Below are 24,799 nucleotides of genomic sequence, written 5' to 3' on the forward strand. Positions count from 1 at the left end.
TATTAGCGCCTGGGCGCAATTACGCCTGTTGCTTGATCAGTAAACCCTGTAATTTATCCAAAGATTTGGAAATTTCAAGCGCTTCTTGACTCGGCATTTGCCGCAGCACTTGATTAGTTTTTTCATCGACCACTTTGACAATCACGCGCTTGCTGTCGGCATCGATGGAAAAACGCACCTCTTGATTATGACTTTGCAATGCTTGATTGATTTCTTTGACGGCTTGCTTGAGCTGGGCCGGGTCGGTTTTTTTCTCGGCGGCAGGCGCGACGGTGTTACTTGCGCTGGCGCTGGTGTTGGCTGTAGTGAAAGTCGCCGCCGCTGGGGGCGCGGTTTCTTTATCGATATTTTTACTGCTGATCAATTGTCCCGAGGGAAGGCTGCTGCCAGTCGCGAGTATGTCCATGATCATTTCCTTCAAATTAGATTCCCCCGTTCAAAACTTGAACGGGGGAATAGGCTACGTCAAGACGTTAATCAAGAATTAACGCAGCAGAGCAAGAACACCACTTGGTGCCGAGTTAGCTTGCGCCAAGATTGCCGTACCAGCTTGTTGCAATACTTGGGCACGTGTCATGTTGGCAGTTTCCGATGCAAAGTCAGCATCTTGAATACGGCTACGGGAAGAAGCCAAATTCTCTTGCGAAGTTTGCAGGCTGGTAACAGCCGAAGTGAAACGATTTTGGTAAGCACCGAGCGAAGCGCGCGAGGTATTCACCGATTGAATCGCTGCATCGATTGTTGCCAAAGCGGACGTTGCACCGGCTGCCGTGGTCAGGTCGAGTGAAGAGACCCCGGCACCGGCTGTCGTGGTTTGTGTTGCTTTACCCGTTGCGATACCGGCGGCTGTGGCACCGGTACCGGCACCTGCGCTGGTCGTACCGGCGGTCAAGCCTGAGGCCGTTGCGGCAGCGCCAGTAATGACGGTTGTGAATGCAGCACCGGTGGTCGATTTCAAAGTGACCAGGCCGGCTGAGTCGGCGCTGGCAGTTACACCAGATTTGCTCGCTACGGCATTGACTGCGTCGGCAATGTTTTGACCAGCGACTTGCGAGGTCGAAGCAGAGGAAACTGCACCGATATCGACGCCATTGATTTTGATACCACCGGAGCTGACGCCACCACCACTACCGGCAACGGCTGCTGTACCAGTTACGGCTGCACCGGAACCGTTATCAATGACGATACCAGCGGCAGCAGTCGAAGACAAATTGACTTGACCAGTTGTGGTTGAGGTGTAGGCAGCAGCAGCAGAAGCGCCATCGGTAGTCAAACCAGTATTGGTGTCGAGTGCGCCGGCAGTCGCTGCGCGTTCAACTGTGATATTGCGACCATCGGACGCGGCCAAGGAAACGGCACCCGTGGTCGTGTCGAAAGTTGCTGTAACACCAGTTTGCGAAGTTTTTGCATTGATCGCTGCGCTGACTTGCGAACCGCGTGAAACGACGCTGGAGCCGGAAGAAATTGCACCGATATCGACGCCATTGATCTTGATGTCGCCAGCGGCGATCGCTGTTTTTGTGGTCGCTGCGGTACCGCTGATGGTGGTCGCTTGTGCCGTAGCCACGACACCAGTTGTACCGGTCGAAGCATTGATGGCCGCTGCTTTGGCGATCGCACTGGCGGCAGCATCTTTATATGATACGCCGTCGGCCGAGCTGGCACCGATATTGGCACCATTGATGACCAGATCACCGGCACCGATTGCATTGTTGGTGGAGCTGCTGCCGGACACGGTAGACGAGTAACCGGAAGTCGAACCGACGCCGAGCGAGCTCGATTTGGCGCTGGAAATCGCACCGATGGTGATTTGATCATTGGCAGAGCCATTGGCACCGACTTGGAACGATTGGTTGGAGAAGCTGCCGTCAAGCAAGTTCACGCCATTGAAGTTCGATGTGCTGGCAACGCGGTTGATCTCAGAGATCAACTGATGCGATTCATTATTGAGAGCGGCGCGATCGGAAGCACTGTTGGTACCATTGGATGCTTGCACGGCCAAGTCACGAATACGTTGCAAGTTAGTAGAGATTTGCGACAAATCGCCCTCAGCGGTTTGCGCTAAAGAGATACCGTCGTTCGCATTACGGGCCGCTTGATTCTGGCCATTCAGTTGCGAAGTCATACGTTGTGAGATCGCCAAACCAGCAGCGTCATCTTTGGCGCTGTTGATACGCAAGCCGGAAGACAGGCGTTGCATGGCTGTGGCTAACGATGATTGCGATTTAGTCAGATTATTCTGCGCAGTCATCGAAGCGATGTTGGTATTGATATATGAGGCCATGGTGATTCTCCTTACCTAAGTTATGCCGATTGGCTAGTCCGTCTGAACTTTGGTCTTATTTCCTGTTGCTTCACGACCGCCGTTGAAATTGGTAACGGACGGGTTCGTCAAATGTTTAACTTATTGCTGTAAATAAATAATTTATTTTTGACTCAAGTTTTAATAAAGCTTCCGCTCAACGGCAGGTTTTTTAAATTCTTTAGGGCTAATTTTCTTTTAATTGCAGTAATAGATAGGCTTTTTTCGAAGAAAATGATTGTCTTTAATTTAATAAATTAGTCTCTGGCAAGCCAGTGAAGATCGGCGGGTAGTGTTAAAAGGAAACATTTCCTCAGAAATTACTGGGAATCGCCACGCAATAGTGCTTGCTAGACATTCTTTAAGCTAAGCTGAGCACGTTTCCACCCTCTGATCGGCGGATGAAACTGGCGTTTGCCCGATAAACTGCGAGTGTGAGTGAAGCAAGGTATAAGAGCAAAAAGAGCAAAATCAAGAAACACGTACTTTTTCCTTGAGGAAATGATGAAAGCAGGAAAATTGAAGCTGGCCAGCATCGGCGAAGCGAAAAAATTATTCAAGGCCAATGCCTTGCCTGAGGCTGAATTGGCCTGTCGGCAACTGATCGGGAAATTCCCGCTGCATGCCGAAGCCAATTACTTATTGGCGAAAATCGCCTTGAAGCGGCAGGATTGTAGTTTGGCCTTTACCTATTTGCGCAGCGCCATGTCGAGTGTACAGATACGCAGCCAAGATGCGCGCGAATTTTATGATTTTCTTGATGTCTGCTTGAGCACTCTTCAATTCGAGCTCATGGAGCAGGGCAGTCTGTGGTTGAGCGCACAGTGCCCCAAAGATGCCTATGCCTGGGATTACCTGGCGATCTCTTTTATACAGCAGGAGAAATTCCAGGTCGCCTTGGCCGCTGCCGAGAAATCCTTGGTGTTGCTGCCAACTAATGCCCGGATGTGCAACAACGCCGGTGCCGCCTTAAATGGTCTGCACAAGTTTGCCGCCGCCATTCCCTACCTTGAACGTGCTGTGTTGTATGAACCCTCATTGGCGAATGCGCATAATAATCTGGGCAATGCGCTCAATGGGGTAGAGCGTAAACAAGAGGCGATATACAGTTACCTGCGCGCGATCGCGATCGATTCGAACAGTTATTATATTCACAGCAATTTGGCAGGGGTGTATGTTGATCTGCAGCGCTTCGAAGAAGCAACTACCCATCATCTGCGCTCGATAGAGCTTAATCCGGCTTACATCAAGCCTTATGCGGCCCTGATTAATACCTTTGCTCGCGTCGGTCAGGTCGGTGCCGCCTTGGATTTGGCGCAAGTGGCGTTTACCCATAGCAAAGACGATGCGGAATTATGGTCTGCCTACGGCAATACATTGCAAAAAGCGCATCAATTGGATGCGGCGATTGAAGCGTATATGCAGGCTTTGAAGCTGGAAAAAGATCCGCAATCGGATTTTGCGCGCAAAGTATTCAGCTCACTATTGTTTACCTTGAATTGTCATGCCGATCTATCTGCTGAAGTGATATACAGCGCCTATCAAGATTTTGAAATACGCTTCGGGGTACCGTTCCGCTCCGCATGGACGGTATTGAATAATGAGAAAAACCCAGGCAAGCGCTTGAAAGTCGGCTATCTGTCTCAGGCATTTTGTAATCAAGTTTGCCGTTACTTCCTTTTACCTTTGCTCGAACAGCATGACAGCGCCGTAGTGGAAGTGTTTGCCTATTCCGACCCGCCTTACGAAGATCATGTTACCGAACGCTACCAGGCCAGTGTCGATCATTGGCGCGACACCCGTGGCATGAGCGATGAAGCCATCGTTGAGCTGATTAAGAGCGATGGCATCGATATCTTGATCGATATTTCCGGCCATTCCACCGATAACCGGCTCGGTGTTTTTGCGCGCAAGCCGGCACCCGTCTCCTTACATTGGCTCGATTTCGGCTATACCACCGGTCTGACTGCCGTCGATTACTATTTAACCGACAGCCAAGGCGTCACCGATGATTGTGACCATCTGTTTTCAGAAAAATTATGGCGACTCGATGGCCCCGCGTTCGCCTATCGACCGGATTTTCAAGAAGAATTCGCGACCGATTCGCCATTTTTACAAGACGGCATCATTACCTTCGGCAGTCTGTCGCGTGCTAATCGCATCAACCATAAGCTCATTGCCGTGTGGGCGGCGATCCTTGATGCCATGCCGAATTCGCGCTTGGTGATCAACAGCGGTGACTTCAAAGATAAGCCGAATCAAGATGCCATGGCCCAGCGCTTTGTCGATCTCGGTATTGCGCGCGATCGTCTTGAGGTCGGTTATGACAGTCCGTCGCGGATACCTCTGAGTAAGATCGACATCAGTTTGGATTGCTTTCCACATAATTCCGGCACCACCTTGATCGAATCGCTGTATATGGGGGTGCCTTTCGTGAGTTTGGCGAATCGGCCTACCGTCGGTCGTATCGGTTCGAGTGTGCTGGCTGCAGCCGGTCATCGCGAATGGATCGCCGAAACCGAAATGGAGTATGCCGAAAAGGTCTTGACCTTGGCGCACGACACCGAAGCCTTGATACATTTGAGGAAAAATTTGCGCCGTGAAATACAAGGCTCGCCACTGATGGATGAAGTTGGCTTTGCCCGTTCGGTCGAAAAAGCCTATCGCCAAATGTGGCAAATCTATTGCCAAAAGGATAATGCATGAAAGCCGTGATACTGGCCGGCGGTCTCGGTACCCGGATTTCCGAAGAAACCTCGCTGCGCCCGAAGCCGATGATAGAAATCGGCGGTTATCCTATTCTTTGGCATATCATGAAATCGTATTCTGCCCATGGAGTCAATGAATTCGTGATTTGCTGCGGTTACAAGGGTTACGTGATCAAGGAGTATTTTGCCAATTACTTCCTGCACATGTCCGATGTCACTTTTGATATGCAGAATAACCGCATGGAAGTACATGAACGGCATGCCGAACCGTGGAAGGTGACGCTGGTCGATACCGGCGACGACACCATGACGGGCGGCCGTTTGAAGCGCGTGGCGCGGTATATAGAAAATGAAGAAGCGTTTTGCTTTACCTATGGCGATGGGGTGTCGAACGTCGATATCGCTGCCTCGATTGCCTTTCATAAACAGCATGGAAAAGCCGCCACGGTCACGGCCGTTTTGCCGCCTGGGCGATATGGTGCGCTCGAACGTGATGCTGACAGGGTGGCAGGATTTACTGAAAAGCCGCGCGGTGATGGTGGTTGGATCAATGGCGGTTATTTTGTGTTGTCACCCTCGGTACTCGATTTGATCGATGATGATAGCCAGAGTTGGGAATTGGAACCGCTCAATCGCTTAGCCACCCAACAGCAGTTAATGGCTTACGAACACAGTGGCTATTGGCAACCGATGGATACCTTGCGGGAAAAAAATCTACTCGAAGAATTGTGGGCTTCCGGGAAAGCGCCATGGAAAATTTGGTAACTTTACCGTCGCCTCAGCCTGATCCGGCGTACTGGCGTGGTCGGCGTGTCTTGTTGACAGGTCATACCGGTTTCAAAGGCGCATGGTTGGCGTTCTGGTTACACAGTATGGGTGCCGAGGTGCTCGGTATCGCCTTAGCGCCCGCCACAAAGCCGAATTTATTTCAGGCCTTAGGGCTGGCTGAGCAGATGCACAGCCGTGTGATCGATATCCGCGACGCCGCAGCGCTGAAACCAGCGGTGCAAGCGTTCGCGCCGCAAACCGTGTTCCACCTCGCGGCGCAAGCCTTGGTGCGCGCCGCCTATGCTGATCCGATTGCGACTTACCACACCAATGTGATGGGGACGGCGCACCTGCTCGAAGCCTTGCGCACGCTCAGTTCGCTCGAGGCCGTGCTGTGTATCACCACGGATAAAGTCTATAAAAATCTCGAATCGCCACAGCCTTACGCGGAAAATGCAGAACTTGGCGGCCATGATCCTTACAGTGCCAGCAAGGCCGCGTCAGAATTGCTGATCGCCAGCTATCGTGCGGCATTTTTTGATGCCATGGGCGTGCCGCTGGCAGTCGCCCGTGCGGGGAATGTCATCGGCGGCGGCGATTGGTCGGCTGATCGCTTATTACCCGATGCAATCCGCGCCTGGCAGCAAGGTGATTGTTTGCAGATTCGTCGCCCTGATGCCGTGCGCCCATGGCAGCATGTGCTCGAACCGCTGTCGGCGTATTTATGTTTGGCCGAACGCTTACCGCATCAAGCATCCTACGCCACAGCCTGGAATATCGGCCCGGACGGGGCGGCCAGCGTGCGTCAGGTGATACAACTGGCGCAGCACGCCTATGGCAGTGGCCGCACCGAGTTTGCCGAGGCGTTGAGTGGCCCGCATGAAGCCGGCTACTTGGCACTCGACGCGGGCAAGGCGCGCCGTGAATTAGGCATTATTCCGCGCTGGAGCTTGGAACAAGCGGTGACCCGCAGCATGCATTGGTATCGCGATTTCGCGGCTGGCCAAACGGCCGAGGATTTGTGTGCGGCTGATCTGGCCGCTTATCTGGCACCTGCCACCAATGCGCCAACAGGAAAGGCCTGAGCCATGACAGCGAGGTTTGAACTGATAGAAACACCTTTGCAAGGCTTGCATCTGATACAAAGAAGCGTGCTCGGCGATGTGCGCGGCAGCTTGCAACGCTTGTTTTGCCAAGACGAATTGGCGCTGTTCGGCTGGTCGGCACCGCTGGCCCAAGTCAATCATACTTTTACGCGTGAGTGCGGCAGCGTGCGCGGTCTGCATTTGCAATTGCCGCCACACGGCGAAGCAAAATTGATTACCTGTTTGCGTGGCGCAGTGTGGGATGTGGCGGTCGATTTACGCGCTGGCTCAGCGACATTTTTGCACTGGCATGCCGTGCATTTGGTGGCGGAACAAGCTTGTTCTTACTTGATACCGGCCGGTTTTGCGCATGGCTTTCAAACCCTCACGGATGAGGTGGAAATGCTGTACTGCCATAGCCATCAGTATGTTGCTGAGAGCGAATTCGGCCTGCACGCGTTCGACCCGGCGCTGGCGATCACTTGGCCTTTGCCGGTGACGCAACACTCTGAGCGCGACCGTCATAGTGCTTTTATTGATACGACTTTTTCAGGAATTCAATTATGAAATGCCGCCATTGCGCCGCGCCACTCGAACAGGTTTTTCTCGACCTCGGCAGCGCGCCGCCATCGAACGCTTATCTGCGTGAGAGTGATTTGCCGCGCGCGGAAACCTGGTTGCCCTTGAAAATCATGATTTGCACCTCGTGTTGGTTGGCGCAAACAGAAGATTTCACCGGTAGAGAAAATCTGTTCGATGCCGATTATGCCTATTTCAGTTCTTGCTCCTCGGGCTGGCTGGCCCATGCGCAGCGTTTTGTCAGCGACATGATCAGTCAACTCGGTCTCGATGGCGGCAGCATGGTGGCGGAAATCGCCGCCAATGATGGCTACCTGTTGCAATATGTAAAAGCGGCCGGCATTCCTTGTTATGGGGTTGAACCCACGCACAGCACGGCGAGTGCCGCCAGCGCCAAGGGCTTGACTATTTACGAGCAATTTTTTGGCTCGGCATTGGCGCAGGAATTGCTGGAGCAGGGGCGGGCAGTCGATTTACTGGTGGCCAACAATGTCTTGGCCCATGTGCCGGATATCAATGACTTTGTTGCAGCATTTGCACAGTTATTAAAGCCGCACGGCGTGCTCAGCGTGGAATTCCCGCATTTATTGAATATGGTGCAGCAAAACCAGTTTGATACGGCGTATCACGAACATTATTCCTATCTGTCGTTTCATGCGGTGCAGCGAATTTTTGCCGCACAGGGCTTGCAAGTCTTCGATGTGCAGGAATGGCCTACCCATGGCGGCAGCTTGCGCGTGTTGGCGCAGCGCTGCGATAGTGGAACGCGCGCGATCACGGCTGGGGTTGGGCAGATGCTGGCGCGCGAAGTGGCCGCAGGCATGTTGGACGTGGCATTTTATCGCCATGCCCAAGCGGCGGCAGAAACAGCCAAATTTGCCTTGCTCGAATTTTTACTCGATTGCCGCCGCAAGGGTTTGAAGATTGCCGCGTATGGAGCTGCAGCCAAAGGCAATACACTGCTCAATTTCGCCGGAGTGAAAGCCGATTTACTGCCGTATGTGGTTGATATCAATCCGCACAAGCAGGGGAAATACTTACCTGGCAGCAGAATACCGATAGTTGGCGTCGAGCATATGCAACGCCATCGTCCTGATGTCATTATGATTTTGCCGTGGAATTTACACCTCGAGATCATGCGTGAATTAGAAACTGTTTTACAAGTTCCGGCACAATTCTTTATCGCCATACCGGCAATACATCAACTTAAGCTCAGCTAATCTCTGTGAAGGATGGAAAAATGATACCAGTCTTTAAACCGCTCATCGAGCAAGAAGAAATCGATGCCAGCAGAAAATCTCTCGAAATGGGTTGGCTGGGCATGGGCAGCTATGTGGCCGAATTTGAGCAGCAAGTGCAAAAAATTATACAGACTGAGGATCGCTATGTTGCCGCAGTCAGTACCGGTACGGCGGCTTTGCATATTGCTTTGCTGATTGCCGGCGTGGAAAAAGGCGACGAAGTCATCGTTGCTTCATTTAATTGTTCGGCTGATTTTCAGGCAGTAGGCTGGGTGCAGGCTGAGCTAGTTTTTTGCGATTGTGATGACAACACGCTGGAACTTGATTTAGTCAAGGCGGAACAGTTAATTACGCCTAAGACCAAGGTCATTATCGTCATGGATTACGATTGCATTATTTCGAATCATGATGCGATTGCTGCCTTCGCCGAAAAACATCAGTTACGCGTCATTCATGATGCCGCCCATTCCTTCGGCTCCTCGTATAAAGGCAAGCCGGTAGGCAGTTTTTCTGATATCTGTGTGTTCAGTCATGATCCGGTGAAAACCATCACTTGTCTCGATGGCGGAACCATTATCGTCAGAACCAAAGAAGAACTGGCGTATGTCCACGAATTGCGGCTGTTAGGCATGCAGCAGCCTTCCTCGGTCATGTATCAAAACCAAAGAGCCTGGACTTTTGATGTGGAACGGGTCGGTTTCCGTTATCACATGCTCAATATGCATGCTGCCATAGGACTGGCACAATTGAGTAAATTGGATGTGATCACGCAATCTCGTCGCGATGCTTCGCGCCACTACAATCAGCTATTGGCCGATTTGCCGCTGGTTCGCGTACCGAAAACTGATTTTGCCGAGGTCAATCCTTTTCTGTATTACATCCGGGTACCGCAACAACAACGCGATGATTTACGTGCGTTTCTTAAAGAAAACGGCGTCGACACCGGTATCCATTGGCAGCCAGGCCATCTGTTTTCGCTCTGGAAGAATTGCAAAGCCGGTGACTTGTCGGTAACGGATGCAGTCGGTGCGGAAATTTTATCCTTGCCCTTGCATTCCAAAATGGCGATGGCGACGGTAGAGGAAGTGGCTCGTCAAATTCATCGCTTTTTTGAAAGGGCTTAAGCATGTCCGGTACCCTTGCAAATGGAAAGACTCTATTACAAGCGCTGAAGCGCGCCGCCGGTTCCGGCCGAGTCGGACTGGCCATTCCTGTGGGCCGGCCGGTGAGCGGCTATTTAAGGGTGATTCCGACGGCAGCGGGCCAGCTCGACCCCATCGACCTGCAATTGCTCAGCGAGTGGCGCAACAAATACGTCACCTCATTTTTGACGGAATTTCACGCGCACCCGGAACGCACGGCCGATTGGTTGACTGAGTATGTGCATGACAATGATAGCAAAATCCTGTTCATGCTGGAAGATTTGCATGGTACAAGGCTGGGTCATGTCGGTATCGCTTTCATCGATTGGGCCAGCGGCTATGGCGAAGCCGATGCCATCGTCAGCGGCGGCGACTCGCCACCGGGCTTGATGAAGCTGGCGCTGCAAACCAGCTTGGCATGGGTGCGCGATCAATTGGGCATACAGACGATCGCTGTGCGCGTGCGCTCAGATAACAGCGCACTGGATTTTTATCGCAAAGTGGGGTTTCAAGAAACTAAACGTATTTGTTTGCGCAAAGAGTTCGTTGCTGATGGCATAGCCTGGCATGAAGACCCGAGCCTGAGTGAGGTCGAACCAAGCTTGGTCTATATGATTTATGAGGCGAGCGCATGAAGGTATTGAGCTTGGGTAGGGCTGGCTTATTGCAGTATGTGCTGCGTCAATTGCATGCATTCTTTCCAGATGAACAGGAAAACTTGCCGGCACTGTTAGAGGCCGACCTCGATCAAGCCTTGGAACGCCTGCATAGTTGTATTAATGCGGTGCGCTTGTGGCCGGAAAATCAATTCGACTATCTGCATTCAACCCAGTATGCGATGTTTCTGTATTTCCTCTCCAATACCATCTGGCGTAATCGTGCAGAGAAAATTGTCTGCACCAAGCTGTTTTATCTGAATAAAGCCTTGAACGGCATCGATTGTTTTTATGAAGTCGAACTGCCGTCCATCTTTTTCATCGGGCATACCGTCGGCATCGTGCTGGCTAAAGCCAGCTACGCCGATTACCTGGTGCTGTATCAAAATTCCACGGTTGGTAAAAACCATGGGGTGGCACCGGTACTGGGCCGGGGTGTGGTGATGTATCCGAATACCGCCATCATCGGTCGTTGCGATGTGAAACCCGGCAGCGTGATCGCCCAAGGTGTGAGCGTGATTAATCACGACACACCCGGCAATTGCCTGGTATTTCAAGCGGCGGATGGCGGCTTGACGTGCAAGCCCAACGAACGCGATATCTTGGCCGATATTTTCCGGCGCTGAATCAGCTCGCCTGCATCACCCGATTTTTACCGGCACTTTTGGCCGCATACATGGCTTTGTCCGCTCGTTTGATCAGCGCTTCCTGGGTTTCGCCGGCTGCGCGCAAGGCTACTCCGGCAGAAAAAGTGATGAACAAGCGCTGTGCATCGGTGCTGAAGAAATGCGTCGTCAATTCGCGCTGTACCCGTGTCATTGCCAGCGCGGCTTCGTCGATTTCGGTTTCCGGCATGATGATGACAAACTCTTCGCCACCATAGCGCGCGATCACATCGATCGAGCGCAGCGTTTGTTTGACGATGCGGACCAAATGTACCAGAGCCTCATCGCCGGCCGCATGGCCGTGTTGGTCATTGAGCTTTTTGAAGTTATCGAGATCGAGCATGGCCACGCACAGCGGCGTGCCGCGCCGATCGGCGCGATCGGCTTCGCGCTCATAAATATCATCCATACCGCGCCGGTTCAGGCTGCCGGTCAGTTGATCTTCGCGTACCAGTTCACTCATGTGCGCGAGCTTGCTCTCCAAATTCTTGATCTTCTCTTCCGCATCCGTGACTTCTTTTTGCGCTGCCACGATGATGTCGCGTGAACGGATCGTTTCACTGCGTACCGTCCGGGTCTCATTGAGAATATTGCTGATGATGCCAGCGACTTGGCCAGCATTGGTGGCGCTGCCGATTTCGACTGCGTAGTCATCCATCTTATGTTGATAGACATCGGTGCTCACGACCATCGCATCGAGACGGTCGATAAACGCCGTCATCATGTTCTTGACCGACGTTTTGGAGGCAGCGATACTGGTCTTCAGAGTCGCTTGCTTATAAATCACTTCTTTCAGGCTGCGCGTGGCGTCCTGTAGCGCGCGATGGTCGATCGGTCCGGCGATCAGATGCCGCACCACGTCGATTTGACCACGCAGCCAGTTGTCATTGTCGAGCAAATCATGAATATTGGTGAGCAAGAGATCGAACAGGCGTAGCAGTAATTCTTGTTGTTCTGCGCTGTCGCCGCTTTGCAGTTCAATTTGAAAGCATAAATGCTTCAAGCGGACTGCGACTTGGTTGAGTGCGCCTTCAGTCTCGGCCTGCTTCACTTCCACGCCCAGCGCTTCCGCTTCGCTGGCCAAGCTGGGGGTGGGTTTGAGCAGTGAGAACAGTGCCAGCGTCAGGGTACGATAGAGTAAATCTTGCAGCAACTTGCGGCAGGGGTCGACCGCTTCATCGACCAAGGAAATCGTGTTCAGTGGTGGCGTCGCGCTACTGGCAAGTGCTGTACTACTGAGAGCGAACGCAGCAGCAGGGGGCGCGCTGATGCGTTCGCTCAGCTGTCGCAGACCCTTGCTGTAATCATCCCAGTTACCGGTTTTGGCGGCGCGGCTGAAGCGATGGCCATAGGTTTCGAGTTCGCTGCCCGAGTTTTGCAAGCTGGCGGCGAAACTGGTCAGCAGATTTTCTGCTGCCGATGGCGCGGCCGCGGCAGCTGGAATGGTAGCGGCGACTTCGAGCGGCAGACCGGCGATGTCATGATAGAGCTTACTGTAGGCGTCCGGGGTCGGTGCGATACGTTGTATGGCCAACTGGCGAAAGGTTTCGCGGGCGATGTCGGTGGGGCTTTTGAATTGCGAATTATTTGTTGTATTGGACATGGGTGTCAGTTCGCAAAAAAAGGATTAATCCACCAATTGATTCTTGATTGCATAGTGCGTAATTTCTGCATTGTGCCGTAATTTCATCTTCAGTAATATCCTGGAACGGTATTCACTGATGGTTTTTACCGACAAAGATAATTCTTTGGCAATGTCGCTGACCGAGCGACCGGAGGCAATCATGGTCAAGGTTTGGAATTCGCGGTCCGACAAGGTTTTGTGCAAGGCATCTTCATGTTCTTGGTTGAGGTTGTTGGCCAAGTCTTGCGCCAGTTGCGCGCTGATGTATTTCAGGCCGCCGGCGACCTGGCGGATCGCTGTCAGGATGTCGCCGGTGCTGCTTTGCTTGTTGATATAGCCGGATGCGCCGGCCTTGAGGGCGCGTATCGCGTATTGGTCTTCGCGATATACCGAAAACATCAGAATATTAGCCGTCGGTTTCTCAGTCTTGATCTGTTTAAGTACTTCCAAACCGTTTTTATCGCCCAGAGCGATGTCGAGCAGCATGACTTGATAATCGAGCTGGCGCGACAAACGAATTGCTTCCAAGCCGCCGCTGGCTTCGCCGGCCAAGCCGATGTCACCGCTGGTGGCGATGATGCTCTTGATGCCTTCCCGGACGATGGCATAATCGTCGACAACGAATAATTTGATCGGCGTGTAATCAGCCATGCACAATTCCATTTCTGTATGAGTCTGCCGGGTGCAAACGCCAAGCGCTGCGGATCGCTGACTATCCTAGGGAAGCGCGGATTAAATCCGCACTTCCTTAGCCGCAGCTCGCATACAATGGCGTGTATCGTTTTGCTATCCCTTATAAAATATGTCCATATTTTATAAGGGATAGCCGGTATATGGTGAGAAGATAGCAATAAATTTGATCTGACTTGAGACGATGGTAAAAATAAAGCAAGCATTGGCAACAGCAAGCCCGGCGGACGACGACGAAGACTTCGGTGCGCCGGCGATTCCGGCTGGCTCAAAAAACTACATGACCCCGGCCGGCCACGCGCAGATGAAGGAAGAATTTCTGCGTTTGATCGATGTCGACCGCCCCGAAGTGGTCAACATCGTCCACTGGGCTGCTTCGAATGGCGATCGTTCGGAAAACGGCGATTACATCTACGGCAAGCGGCGCTTGCGGGAGATCGACCGGCGGATTCATTTTTTAACCAAGCGTCTCGATCTCGCTGAGGTAGTCGATCCGCGCGTGCATCATGGCTCGGACCAGATTTTTTTCGGCGCTACCATCGTCTATGAAAACCAGCATGGCACCGAAGTGTGCATTACCATAGTCGGGATCGATGAATTCGATCCCTTGGCTGGAAGAATCAGTTGGATTTCTCCGGTTGCGCGGGCTTTGACGAAATCGCGTATCGGCGATACAGTCATGCTGAAAACCCCTTCCGGACTCGATGAATTGACCATCATCGACGTCACTTACCCTGCTTGACCGACGCTGGAACACTGCCCATGGCCTTTAATACCCTGACAATCAATCATCCCTTACGCATTCCCTTAGCCGCCGAAGTCCATTCGCGGCCTTCCTTGGAGTTGGCCGGGGCGGAAACCCTGACCCATCTGGCCGTGTTCGCACGGAGTGACGCACACAGCGGTGATGATACCGCACCCACCCAGCTGTCTTTGTTGGCGCAATTTTGCGGCCACTTCGGGGTGGCTGCTCCGGGCGTGCACGCCAAGTACTTTTTTCATGACTTCGGCGGCTTTCGCCTAAAGTGGGAGTGCCACACCGAATTTGCTACCTACACATTTCTGGAAAATCATCTGGCCAGCGCTGCTTTGGTCAGCGATTCTGCAGTCAACGTAACGGCCGGCTTGGATGAGGTATTCGCCAGGCTGCCTTTGCGTCATATACCACAGTGGTGGTTGGCCGGCTTGCAGGGCAAAGTTATGGTGGCCGCTCATCTGGCCCTGATTGCCGGCGATAGTCGCGAGCAGCCGGCCGGCTTGCGCAAGTATTTCGAGGGTGGCTTGGCAGTCGGCAGCGAGCTCATCGCGCGCGGTGAAGTGTGGACCGATTTTCTGATTCAAGCCGATGGTTTCGGTCGCTTTGTCCTCAAAGATTTTGGTTTTCTTGAACAGCAAGCCGGCCGTACCGTGCAACGTCTGCTGGAAATCGAAACTTACCGGATGATGGCCTTGCTGGGCTTGCCGCAGGCGCAGTCGGCAGCGCCGGTGCTGACAGCGATAGAAAACGAATTGGTGGCACTGACGGCGACGCTCACACGTAGCGAGGCAGCTGAGTTGGCCGATACCGATGCCGAGCAGGCGGTATTGCGCAGTATTATCGATTTGGCTGCGCGTTTGGAACAGTTGACGCTGGAAAACAGTTACCGTTTTTCCGCCTCAAAAGCTTACTTCAGCTTGGTCAAAGCGCGCATCCTGGAATTGCGCGAAACGCGCATCGAAGGCTTGCCGACCATTGCCGAATTCATGGATCGGCGCTTGGCACCGGCCATGCATACCTGCGAAGCCATCGTGCGTCGCCAAGAAGCGCTGGCGGCGCGGATTGCGAATACCAATGATTTATTGCGCACGCGCGTCGGCATCATGCAAGAGCAGCAAAATCGTAAAATCTTACAAAGCATGAATGCGCGCGCGGCCCAACAATTGCGCTTGCAACAAGCGGTCGAGGGTTTGTCGGTCGCCGCCATCAGCTATTATGTGGCCGGCTTATTTTTGTATACCGGAAAAGGCTTGAAGGCGCTCGGTCTGAACATCAACCCGGAGTTACTGACGGGTGTACTGATACCAGTCATCGCCCTGACGGTGTGGTACAGCTTGCGGCGCATGCACCGCAAGCTGCACTGACGTAAGGGAGGGGCGCAATCGATCGGTCTGCTGAGCGATCAGTTGCGCTCTCTGAGTACGCGAACCACGCCGCTCAAGTGCTTGATATTGCGCATGATGCGCGCCAAGTGCGTGCGGTCTTCGACTTGTATCGTGAAGTGGATGTGCGTCATGTCGTTGGCGTCGCCATCTTCCATATTGACATGGCTGATATTGGCTTCTGATTCACCGATTTCAGCGGCAACTCGTGCCAGCGCGCCGCGCTCATTGCTGGCGGTGACTTCAATACGGGTATCAAAACTGCGATTGACTTCATCGCCCCAATTGACATCGATCCAGCGGTCCGGTTCTTTGCTGCGTAAACGTTTGGCGTGCTCGCAGTCGTCGGTGTGCACGATCAAGCCTTGGTCGCGTTTCAGTTGACCGACGATGACATCGCCCGGAATTGGCAGGCAACATGGTGCCAATTGTACTGACACGCCTTCGCTGCCATAGATAATCACCGGTTCGTGCTTGTACTCAGGACGGTCGCCCAACTGTTGAAACGGTATCGAGGAGGAGTCATCTTCGACCAAGTCGAGCAAATGGCGTGCCACCAATGCTGCCATGCGCTTACCGATGCCGATGTCGGCATACAGTTCATCGATGGATTTAGCGCTCGATTCGTTGAGTAACTTATCGATCAGCGCATCGGGCAGTTCCGGATTGAGATTCACCGCCACCAAGGCTTGTGCCAGCAATTGCTTGCCCAGTTCGGTTGATTCGCTCAGATTGATGGTGCGTAAATAATGACGGATCGCCGAGCGCGCCTTGCCAGTTCTGACATAGGTCAGCCAATTCGGGGTAGGGCGCGAATTCGGTGAAGTGATGATTTCGACGATATCGCCGTTCTTGAGTTCTGAACGCAGTGGCACCGGCTCGTGATTAATCCGGGTGGCAATCGCTTGATCGCCGATATCGGTATGGATATTGTAAGCAAAATCGAGTGCCGTGGCACCGCGCGGCAGGGCGATGATTTTGGATTTCGGGGTGAACACATAGACTGAGTCGGGGAACAGATCAATTTTGACATGTTCGAGGAATTCAGCCGAATCACCGGTTTGTTTTTGTATATCTAACAGCGACTGCAACCAGGCGTGGGTACGCTGCTGCAGATCGGTCAAGCTGCCTTCGTCGTTTTTATACAGCCAGTGTGCTGCCACGCCTGATTCGGCGACACGATGCATTTCTTGCGTACGGATTTGAAATTCCACCGGCGTGCCGTATGGGCCGATCAAGGTGGTATGCAGCGATTGGTAGCCATTCGTCTTGGGAATGGCGATGTAATCTTTGAACTTGCCCGGCATAGGCTTATAGAGTGCGTGCAGCGAGCCGAGGGCGTAATAACTTTCGCGGAAATTTTCTACCACCACGCGAAAACCGTAGACATCCAGCACTTGTGAAAAGCTCAGGTGCTTGTCTTGCATTTTGCGGTAAATACCATACAAAGTTTTTTCGCGCCCATAGACTTCTGCGGTCAGTCCGGCTTCTTTGAGTGTGCTTTTTACCGCTTCGAGAATTTTGCTGACGACTTCGCGGCGGTTGCCGCGTGCCGCTTTGACCGCTTTCGACAGCGTGCGATAGCGCATCGGGTACAAATGAGAAAATGCCAGATCTTGTAATTCGCGGTAAATATTATTGAGTCCGAGACGGTGCGCAATCGGCACATACACGTCCATGGTCTCGCGCGAGATGCGGCGTTTTTTTTCTGATGACATGACGCCGAGCGTGCGCATATTGTGCAAACGATCGGCCAACTTGACTAAAATGACGCGGACATCGCGCGCCATGGCCAGCAGCATCTTGCGGAAATTTTCCGCCTGTGCCTCGATCTGGCTTTGAAATTCGATTTTTTCCAACTTTGACAAGCCGTCGACCAAGGCCGCTACCGGCGCGCCGAAACGCTCGATCAATTCATCTTTTTTGACATCCTGATCTTCCATCACATCATGCAGCAGCGCTGCCATGATGGCCTGTACATCAAGCTTCCAGTCGGCGCAGATCTCGGCCACGGCAATCGGGTGGGAAATATATGGTTCGCCCGACTTTCTGACCTGACCTAAGTGCATTTCATCAGAAAAACGGTAGGCTTCCTTGACCAATTTCAGATCGGCCGGCGACATGTACTCGGCCAGACGTTGACTTAATGCGGTGGTGGAGGCGACGCCGATGTGCGTAACGACAGGGGGTGCGGCAGGACTGCGAGGGGAGGACGGCATGGTACTCGATTTGCTGCTGGTGGGGCTGCTGGTGGGGCTGTTGTTGGGACCGCCGTTAGGGCTATTGCCGCGGGCCGACGCAACAGCCGCCGATCCGGCCGGAGAGTGGTGTAACGAGGAATTGCAAAGCGCGGTATTCATTCCCTGGCTCCCGGCCGGTTGGCGTTGAGGCGATCTGATGCGAACGCGGTAACGATTACATCGGTACTTTTTTAAGCATTTCTATGCCGATTTTACCTTCAGCGATTTCGCGCAGCGCGGTAACCGTCGGTTTGTCTTTGGATTCTACCTTAGGTGTATGACCTTGCAACAACTGGCGCGTGCGGTAAGTCGCACAGAGTGTCAGTTGAAAGCGGTTAGGGATGCGTTTCAAAGCGTCTTCAATGGTAATGCGTGCCATGGTTTTTTCCTGATTGCTGATGATATATGATGAAATGTAAAGCGCGTCGTGCCAGTGATGCTGTCGTCTGCGGCTATAAGCGCAGCCTCAGTCGGGATTGGCATGAATGCCGAGCTGGGCGAATAACTCGCTGTTTCGTGTCGCTTGTTGTATAAAACGACAACGTGTCGCTCTGATGATGGCGTTCAAGTCGGACAGCGCAGTAGCAAAGTCTTGGTTGATAATAACATACTCGAACTCTGGCGAGTGCGCCATTTCGCCGCCGGCCGCCAAAATCCGCCGGGTAATCACGTGCGGTTCATCTTGTCCGCGCTTTTTCAGGCGATCTTCGAGTGCCGGAATCGACGGCGGCAAGATAAAAATTCCTACTGCGCCGGGAAACTGTTTGCGTACCTGCTGTGCGCCTTGCCAGTCGATTTCCAGTAGTACATCGGTGCCAGCCCGCATTTGTTGTTCGATCAAGAGGCGCGAGGTGCCGTAGAAATTGCCATGCACTTCGGCCGATTCCAAAAACTCGCCTTGTTCTTTGCGCGCCAGGAAATCGGCCGGTGTGGTGAAATGGTATTGGCAGCCATCTTGTTCGCCCGGGCGCGGGGCGCGCGTGGTAAACGAAATGGATAGTTTGATCTGCGGCTCTTGCGCCAGCAAAGCGTTGACCAAGGTCGATTTGCCAGCCCCGGAAGGGGCGGCAACGATGAATAAACTGCCGGCGGTGGATGACGCAGCAGCGGTGAGCGGGGACGTGAACGGTAACATCCTGGGCCTTTCAAGTGGCGGTGTGGCGCGAGCAGCGCGCGGGACTACAGCAGTCTGGCAGCCGTGCTGACGAAAAATATCGCGCGAGTATACGTAAAAGCGCGTGCTTATTCAAGATTTTGTACTTGTTCGCGCATTTGTTCTATGAATAATTTTAATTCCATGGCGGCATCGGCGAGTTCTTTGAGTGCCGCTTTCGAACCCAGTGTATTGGCTTCGCGATTCAATTCTTGCATCATGAAATCGAGCCGCTTACCAACTTGGCCGCCTTTTTTCAGGATATGTCGCGTTTCGCTCAAATGCGCCGACAGCCGCGCCAGTTCTTCGGCCACGTCGACGCGTATGCCGTACACCGTCACCTCTTGGCGGATGCGGTCGAGCGTCTCTTCACGCGTGATGCCGGGCGTGCCGGCAGCGGTCAGGCCGAGCGCTTCTTCGAGGCGGGCAATGGCCTTTTGCTGAAATTGCTGCAACATTTGCGGCATCAGCGGGGTAATTCGGGCCACGATCTGTTCCATCGCATCGATTCGGCTCGTCAAAACCTGTTCGAGTGCGGCCCCTTCGCGGCGGCGACTCTCAAGGAAGGCGTCCAGGGTTGCATTGATGGTGTCGTTGATACTGGCCTGTAAACTGTCGGCATTGATCTCGCTTTCTTCGATCACACCAGGCCAGCGCAAGAGTTCATTGCTGCTCAAGGCGGTGGCATCGGGGAAGTAGGCTTGCAAATCTGCCTGAAAACGCGCCAATTCGGCCAATACCGTGGCATTCAGTGATTTTTGTTGCTTGTCGTGGAGGTTTTTGCCGAAGCTGAAGCGGCATTCGACCTTGCCGCGCGTGAGCTTGCGTGAAATGGCGTCGCGAAACAAGGGTTCGACCGAGCGGAAGTCGTCATTGATACGAAATTGCAGGTCAAGGAAGCGCGAATTGACGCTCTTGATCTCGATAGTCATCGTGCCAGCCTCGGTTTCGCGTGTGCTCGTGGCATAGCCTGTCATACTGTAAATACTCAAAATAGTGACCTCATTCGTTCTGATTCGTTCTGAATCGGCACAGAAGAATCCAAAAAAGTTATTGCGTAGAAGGATATTCTTTACAAACCGCCCGATTATCCACACAATCGCTGCTGTATATAGGATTGGAAGATTGATGGCTGCACAAAATAATGCCCCCCTACCAGATGGGCTGGAAATCGCCGGATACCGTATTGTAAAGAAAATTGCCTCCGGTGGCTTCAGTATTGTCTATCTGGCGTCGGATGAAGATGGCAATGCGGTGGCGATTAAAGAATATTTGCCGAGTTCATTGGCTTTGCGTCAGCAGGGTGAGCTTGTGCCTTCCATTTCGAATGACAATTTACCTATCTATCGCATCGGTCTCAAATGCTTTTTTGAGGAAGGCCGCGCACTGGCGCGGATTTCCCATCCGAATGTGGTCAGCGTACTCAATTTTTTCCGCGCCAATGAAACCGTGTACATGGTGATGGCCTATGAATCAGGGCGCTCCTTGCAAGAGCATATCTTGCGCCGCCGTGACAAAGGCGAAAAACCCTTGGTCTCCGAGCGTTTCATTCGGCGCATGTTCAACCAAGTCATGAATGGCTTGCGCGAGGTGCATACCAATAAGCTGCTGCATCTCGATCTGAAACCGGCCAATATCTATCTGCGTCTTGATGGCACGCCGATTCTGCTCGACTTCGGTGCCGCGCGCCAGACCCTTAAAACCGATATTCCCAAGCTTTATCCTATGTATACCCCGGGTTTCGCGGCGCCGGAACTGTATCAAAAGAATGGCAACCTCGGCCCTTGGACCGATATTTACAGCATTGGTGCCTCGATCTTCGCCTGCATGATAGGCGCGCCGCCACAGCCGTCGGATCAGCGTAAAACCAATGATAAAATGGATTCCCATTACCGCAAGCTCGAAGCGATGTATTCGCTCGAACTCATTGAGGTGGTACGCTGGTGTTTGAAGCTCGACCCGCTGGAACGGCCGCAGAGTGTATTTGCCCTGCAAAAAGCCTTGGCAACCAAAGCCCAGGTGCCGCCGGAGCAGAGTTTGGGAGAAAAGTTGAAGCAAAAAATTTCGGGACTGTTTTCTCGTGGGAATCGAAAAACGCGCGACAGCGACCACACGACCATACAAGAAAGCACCTTGAATTGAACCTGTCAGGTAGCAGCAGGGACCGCACGGCGGTTTTTTATTAATTATTATTTCAAAAGCTGATACACGTCATGCGTTTTTCCGTTTATCAAGAAAGCCATATCGGCGGTCGTAAAGTCAATCAAGATCGCATGGGCTACAGTTTTACCCGCGATGCGATTCTGTTATTGCTGGCCGATGGTATGGGCGGCCACATCATGGGTGAAATGGCCGCGGCCATCGCCATGCAAACCATCGGTTCGCTGTTTCAACAACAAGCGCATCCGCTGGTCGGTCGTCCTGAGCGTTTTTTGGAAGACAGCTTCCTGGCTGCGCATCAGGAAATTCATCGTTATCGCACCATCAATAATCTGCCCGAAACACCGCGCACCACCATCGTCGCCTGTTTAATACAAAACGGTTACGCGTATTGGGCGCATTGTGGCGATTCGCGTCTGTACTGGATGCGCCAAGGGCAAATCTTATTGCGCACCAAAGACCACTCGCGCATCGAAACCTTGATTGCCCAAGGCAAGGTCGATCCATCCGAACGCCATACCCATCCTGATAGAAATAAATTGTTCAACTGTCTCGGTGCGCCGAATTCACCGATCGTCGAACTGTCCCGCCGCGCCGTACTGCAGCCGGGTGACCTGTTGTTACTGTGTTCAGATGGTTTTTGGTCTATGCTGCCCGACCATGTGCTGGCACAAAAACTGCACGAAAACACGATCGTGCGGGCGATCCCGGAATTAATCCGTTCTGCCGTCAGCATCGCCGGTAAGCACAGCGACAATGCCACGGCACTGGCGATGATGTGGGAAGGCGATGATCGCCTCGAAGATTCCTCCATCATCTCCACCAATACCTTGCCTATCGGTTCGATTACCACCACGATTCAAGCACCGCTTGATCCTGATGTGGCGATGGATAACAACGATGCCGATATTTTCAACGATGCCGAAATTGAAAAAGCGATTGCCGAAATTCGCAACGCCATTCATAAATCGGCGCGTATCACCACTAAAAATTAACGCCATGTCTACTAATTTACGTCCTAGCGGTCGCGCCGCTGATGCTTTACGCCCGGTTGTCATCAACCGTCATTTCACCAAACACGCCGAGGGCTCGGTATTGATCGAATTCGGCGACACCAAGCTCATCTGCACCGCCAGCATTGAAGACAAAGTCCCGGGCTTTTTAAAAGGCAAGGGGCAGGGCTGGATGACAGCGGAATACGGCATGCTGCCAAGGTCTACGCACACACGCATGGACCGCGAAGCGGCCAAAGGCAAGCAATCTGGTCGTACCCAGGAAATTCAACGTTTGATCGGCCGTTCACTACGCGCCGCGTTTGACCTCGAAGCCTTCGGCGAACGCACCTTGCATCTTGATTGCGATGTGCTGCAAGCCGATGGCGGTACCCGCACGGCCGCGATCACCGGTGCCATGGTGGCGGCCTACGATGCCTTCGCTAAATTAGTCGATAACGGCGTGCTGCCAGCGGTGCCGCTGCGGCATTTTGTTGCGGCCATCTCGGTTGGTGTCTATCAAGGCATGCCGGTACTCGACCTCGATTATCCGGAAGATTCGAATTGCGACACCGATATGAACGTGGTCATGACCGAGGCCGGTGATTTTGTGGAAATTCAAGGCACGGCCGAAGGCGCGGCGTTTGATCGCGCCAGCATGAATCAATTGCTCGACTTGGCCGAGGGCGGTATCAGCGATCTGATCGCCTTGCAAAAGCAAGTGCTCGGTTTGCTGGAACAGTGAAGGCTGCGCGAATGACAAAAGAAATCGTATTAGCATCGAATAACGCCGGTAAGTTGCGCGAGTTTTACCAAATTCTCGCGCCGCTGGGAATCGAATTGCGCGCGCAAGCTGAGTTGGGCGTGGCCGAAACCGACGAGCCGTATTTCACCTTCGTTGAAAACGCCCTGCGCAAGGCGCGCCATGCTGCTGCAGAGACTGGTTTGCCGGCCTTGGCCGACGATTCCGGTATTTGTGTGCCAGCCTTGGGCGGCGCGCCTGGCGTGCTGTCGGCGCGGTTTGGCGGTGCCCCGAAATCGGACCAACGCAATAACGCAGCATTGCTCAGTGCCATGGCTGCGCATGCCGACAAGTCGGCGTATTACTACTGCGTGCTGGTGCTGGTGCGCAGTGAACATGATCCGCAGCCGCTGATTGCCGATGGCTTATGGCATGGTCGGCTCATCGATACCGCTCGCGGCAGCAATGGCTTCGGCTATGATCCGCACTTTTACCTGCCGGATTTAGGGAAAACCGTGGCTGAACTCGATGCGGCAGAAAAAAATCAACGCTCACATCGGGCCCAAGCACTACGCGTTTTGTTCGAGAAATTAAAATGATTCCGATTAAGCCGATTTCGAATACTGGCGCGCCGGCTGCCCGCCCAGCCATGGCGCTCGACGCCGTGCCGCAGGATGTGGCCGCGCGTTTCCTCGCGCCTGGCAGCCTCAATCTGAGCGTCTTGCCGCCCTTGTCGCTGTATGTGCATTTTCCTTGGTGTGTTAAGAAATGCCCGTATTGTGATTTCAATTCGCATGAAGTCAAAGGCAGCTTCGATGAAAATGCTTATCTCACAGCCTTGCGCAGTGATTTGGAAGCGGCGCTGCCGCTGATTTGGGGCCGTAAAATTTACACCGTCTTCATCGGCGGCGGCACCCCCAGCCTGATGTCGGCGGCCGGACTCGATCGCTTGATGTCGGATCTGCGCACCTTGCTGCCCTTGGCCAGCGAAGCAGAGATCACCATGGAAGCCAATCCAGGTACCTTCGAGACCGATAAATTCCGCTCCTTTCGCGACAGTGGCATCAATCGGCTGTCGGTTGGCATACAGAGTTTTAATTCTGCGCATCTGGCTGCGCTCGGTCGCATTCATGATGGTGACAGTGCCGCGCGTGCCGTCGAGATCGCGATGACGCATTTTGATAACGTCAACCTCGATCTGATGTTTGCCTTGCCCGGGCAAAACTTGGATCAAGTAGCACAAGATGTGGCGCGCTTATTGGCGTTCGCACCGGCGCATCTGTCTTTGTATCACCTGACGCTGGAACCGAATACTTATTTCGCCAAATTTCCGCCGCCAATTCCGGACGACGATACCAGCGCCGATATGCAAGACTACATCCACAATAGTCTGGCAGCGGCCGGCTATGGTCACTACGAAGTGTCGGCCTATGCCCAGGTCGGCCGCGAAGCGCGCCACAATCTCAATTACTGGAATTTCGGCGATTACCTTGGCATCGGTGCCGGTGCTCATTCCAAATTGTCCTTCCCCCATCGCATCGTGCGCCAAGCCAGACTCAAGCAACCGCAAGCCTATATCGACGCCTGCCGCAGCGGCAATCCGATACAAGAATCGCATGAAATCGATGCGGCAGATTTGCCGTTTGAATTCATGCTCAATACTCTGCGGCTTAATCACGGCTTCCCAGTTAACTTATTCCAAGAGCGCACAGGATTGTTGCTCAACGACATGGAAGCCTCGTTGCAACTGGCTGAGCGCAAAGGATTGATGCAACGTGACCACAGTCGCATCGTTCCTACTCCATTGGGGAAATTATTTTTGAATGATTTGCAGCAAATTTTTTTGAAGTATGCATAATAAGCAATGATTTTAGTAAACGCAGACGCTACGCCAGTTGCCTAGGCTTAGTGTA

24 protein-coding genes are annotated in these 24,799 nt (G+C 53.1%); 16 read left to right on the forward strand and 8 right to left on the reverse strand.

All coding sequences use genetic code 11. The features are described from left to right. Positions 1-19 precede the first annotated feature (19 nt). Both QN359_RS11425 and QN359_RS11430 read right to left on the reverse strand, forming a co-directional pair. A complete protein-coding gene (locus QN359_RS11425; protein ID WP_322248113.1) occupies positions 20-406 on the reverse strand; it encodes a flagellar protein FlaG in 387 nt (128 codons plus the stop codon). Between the two features lie 78 nt (positions 407-484). Then, entirely contained in the window at positions 485-2,284 is a 1,800-nt protein-coding gene (locus tag QN359_RS11430; protein ID WP_322248114.1) for a flagellin, read from the reverse strand. Positions 2,285-2,806: 522 nt separating this feature from the next. Here QN359_RS11430 and QN359_RS11435 point away from each other — a divergent pair. From QN359_RS11435 to QN359_RS11470, 8 genes are read left to right on the forward strand one after another with little or no spacing between them, the layout of a single operon-like run. Beyond that, on the forward strand, positions 2,807-5,008 hold the full coding sequence (locus QN359_RS11435) for a tetratricopeptide repeat protein (protein WP_322248115.1): 2,202 nt from the start codon (positions 2,807-2,809) through the stop codon (positions 5,006-5,008). Beyond that, the gene (gene rfbF / locus QN359_RS11440) at positions 5,005-5,775 is read left to right on the forward strand and encodes a glucose-1-phosphate cytidylyltransferase (protein WP_322248116.1); all 771 of its coding nucleotides are present in this window, start codon (positions 5,005-5,007) and stop codon (positions 5,773-5,775) included. Before QN359_RS11435 ends, rfbF begins: the two co-directional genes overlap by 4 nt. Continuing rightward, a complete protein-coding gene (gene rfbG, locus QN359_RS11445; RefSeq protein ID WP_322248117.1) occupies positions 5,760-6,863 on the forward strand; it encodes a CDP-glucose 4,6-dehydratase in 1,104 nt (367 codons plus the stop codon). Before rfbF ends, rfbG begins: the two co-directional genes overlap by 16 nt. A gap of 3 nt (positions 6,864-6,866) precedes the next feature. Continuing rightward, a complete protein-coding gene (locus QN359_RS11450) occupies positions 6,867-7,430 on the forward strand; it encodes a dTDP-4-dehydrorhamnose 3,5-epimerase family protein (protein ID WP_322248118.1) in 564 nt (187 codons plus the stop codon). Continuing rightward, positions 7,427-8,662 (forward strand): class I SAM-dependent methyltransferase, encoded by a 1,236-nt coding sequence (locus tag QN359_RS11455; protein ID WP_322248119.1) that lies wholly within the window; start codon positions 7,427-7,429, stop codon positions 8,660-8,662. Before QN359_RS11450 ends, QN359_RS11455 begins: the two co-directional genes overlap by 4 nt. A gap of 20 nt (positions 8,663-8,682) precedes the next feature. Beyond that, positions 8,683-9,807: a DegT/DnrJ/EryC1/StrS family aminotransferase gene (locus QN359_RS11460; protein WP_322248120.1), complete on the forward strand. Its 1,125-nt coding sequence runs from the start codon at positions 8,683-8,685 to the stop codon at positions 9,805-9,807. A gap of 2 nt (positions 9,808-9,809) precedes the next feature. Further along, positions 9,810-10,460 (forward strand): GNAT family protein, encoded by a 651-nt coding sequence (locus QN359_RS11465; RefSeq protein WP_322248121.1) that lies wholly within the window; start codon positions 9,810-9,812, stop codon positions 10,458-10,460. Continuing rightward, positions 10,457-11,107 carry a hypothetical protein gene (locus tag QN359_RS11470; RefSeq protein ID WP_322248122.1) on the forward strand — a complete coding sequence of 217 codons (651 nt, stop codon included), beginning with the start codon at positions 10,457-10,459 and terminating at the stop codon, positions 11,105-11,107. Before QN359_RS11465 ends, QN359_RS11470 begins: the two co-directional genes overlap by 4 nt. 1 nt (position 11,108) lies before the next feature. Here the strand turns inward: QN359_RS11470 and QN359_RS11475 are convergent, their stop codons facing one another. Further along, on the reverse strand, positions 11,109-12,749 hold the full coding sequence (locus QN359_RS11475; protein ID WP_322248123.1) for a GGDEF domain-containing protein: 1,641 nt from the start codon (positions 12,747-12,749) through the stop codon (positions 11,109-11,111). A gap of 24 nt (positions 12,750-12,773) precedes the next feature. After that, positions 12,774-13,421 (reverse strand): response regulator transcription factor, encoded by a 648-nt coding sequence (locus QN359_RS11480; protein ID WP_322248124.1) that lies wholly within the window; start codon positions 13,419-13,421, stop codon positions 12,774-12,776. 223 nt (positions 13,422-13,644) lie between these two features. On the opposite strand from QN359_RS11480, the gene greB reads away from it, so the two are divergent. Next, entirely contained in the window at positions 13,645-14,202 is a 558-nt protein-coding gene (gene greB, locus QN359_RS11485; RefSeq protein ID WP_322248125.1) for a transcription elongation factor GreB, read from the forward strand. Positions 14,203-14,222: 20 nt separating this feature from the next. Continuing rightward, positions 14,223-15,581: a DUF3422 domain-containing protein gene (locus QN359_RS11490; protein ID WP_322248126.1), complete on the forward strand. Its 1,359-nt coding sequence runs from the start codon at positions 14,223-14,225 to the stop codon at positions 15,579-15,581. A gap of 38 nt (positions 15,582-15,619) precedes the next feature. On the opposite strand, the gene QN359_RS11495 is transcribed toward QN359_RS11490, so the two are convergent. Beyond that, the gene (locus tag QN359_RS11495; RefSeq protein WP_322248127.1) at positions 15,620-17,818 is read right to left on the reverse strand and encodes a bifunctional (p)ppGpp synthetase/guanosine-3',5'-bis(diphosphate) 3'-pyrophosphohydrolase; all 2,199 of its coding nucleotides are present in this window, start codon (positions 17,816-17,818) and stop codon (positions 15,620-15,622) included. On the opposite strand from QN359_RS11495, the gene QN359_RS11500 reads away from it, so the two are divergent. Further along, complete coding sequence (locus tag QN359_RS11500) at positions 17,817-17,987, forward strand: hypothetical protein (RefSeq protein WP_322248129.1); 171 nt, start codon at positions 17,817-17,819, stop codon at positions 17,985-17,987. The genes QN359_RS11495 and QN359_RS11500 overlap by 2 nt on opposite strands. 27 nt (positions 17,988-18,014) lie before the next feature. Here QN359_RS11500 and rpoZ read toward each other — a convergent pair whose 3' ends face one another. The 3 genes from rpoZ to QN359_RS11515 form a co-directional block, all read right to left on the reverse strand. Continuing rightward, positions 18,015-18,218, reverse strand: coding sequence for a DNA-directed RNA polymerase subunit omega (rpoZ, locus tag QN359_RS11505; protein WP_322248130.1), 204 nt, complete (start codon positions 18,216-18,218; stop codon positions 18,015-18,017). 87 nt (positions 18,219-18,305) lie between these two features. After that, complete coding sequence (gene gmk / locus QN359_RS11510) at positions 18,306-18,974, reverse strand: guanylate kinase (RefSeq protein ID WP_322248131.1); 669 nt, start codon at positions 18,972-18,974, stop codon at positions 18,306-18,308. Positions 18,975-19,081: 107 nt separating this feature from the next. Continuing rightward, a complete protein-coding gene (locus QN359_RS11515; RefSeq protein ID WP_322251111.1) occupies positions 19,082-19,969 on the reverse strand; it encodes a YicC/YloC family endoribonuclease in 888 nt (295 codons plus the stop codon). Between the two features lie 151 nt (positions 19,970-20,120). On the opposite strand from QN359_RS11515, the gene QN359_RS11520 reads away from it, so the two are divergent. The 5 genes from QN359_RS11520 (at position 20,121) to hemW (ending at position 24,744) form a co-directional block, all read left to right on the forward strand. Beyond that, positions 20,121-21,134 (forward strand): serine/threonine-protein kinase, encoded by a 1,014-nt coding sequence (locus QN359_RS11520; RefSeq protein ID WP_322248132.1) that lies wholly within the window; start codon positions 20,121-20,123, stop codon positions 21,132-21,134. Between the two features lie 71 nt (positions 21,135-21,205). Beyond that, a complete protein-coding gene (locus QN359_RS11525; protein WP_322248133.1) occupies positions 21,206-22,147 on the forward strand; it encodes a PP2C family serine/threonine-protein phosphatase in 942 nt (313 codons plus the stop codon). 4 nt (positions 22,148-22,151) lie between these two features. Further along, positions 22,152-22,889, forward strand: coding sequence for a ribonuclease PH (rph, locus tag QN359_RS11530; RefSeq protein WP_322248134.1), 738 nt, complete (start codon positions 22,152-22,154; stop codon positions 22,887-22,889). Positions 22,890-22,900: 11 nt separating this feature from the next. Then, on the forward strand, positions 22,901-23,485 hold the full coding sequence (gene rdgB, locus QN359_RS11535; RefSeq protein WP_322248135.1) for an RdgB/HAM1 family non-canonical purine NTP pyrophosphatase: 585 nt from the start codon (positions 22,901-22,903) through the stop codon (positions 23,483-23,485). Further along, positions 23,482-24,744 carry a radical SAM family heme chaperone HemW gene (gene hemW / locus QN359_RS11540; protein ID WP_322248136.1) on the forward strand — a complete coding sequence of 421 codons (1,263 nt, stop codon included), beginning with the start codon at positions 23,482-23,484 and terminating at the stop codon, positions 24,742-24,744. The genes rdgB and hemW overlap by 4 nt, the downstream gene beginning before the upstream one ends. Positions 24,745-24,799: the final 55 nt, after the last annotated feature.

The sequence above is a fragment of the Undibacterium sp. 5I2 genome (assembly GCF_035019605.1).
Taxonomy (GTDB): domain Bacteria; phylum Pseudomonadota; class Gammaproteobacteria; order Burkholderiales; family Burkholderiaceae_D; genus Undibacterium.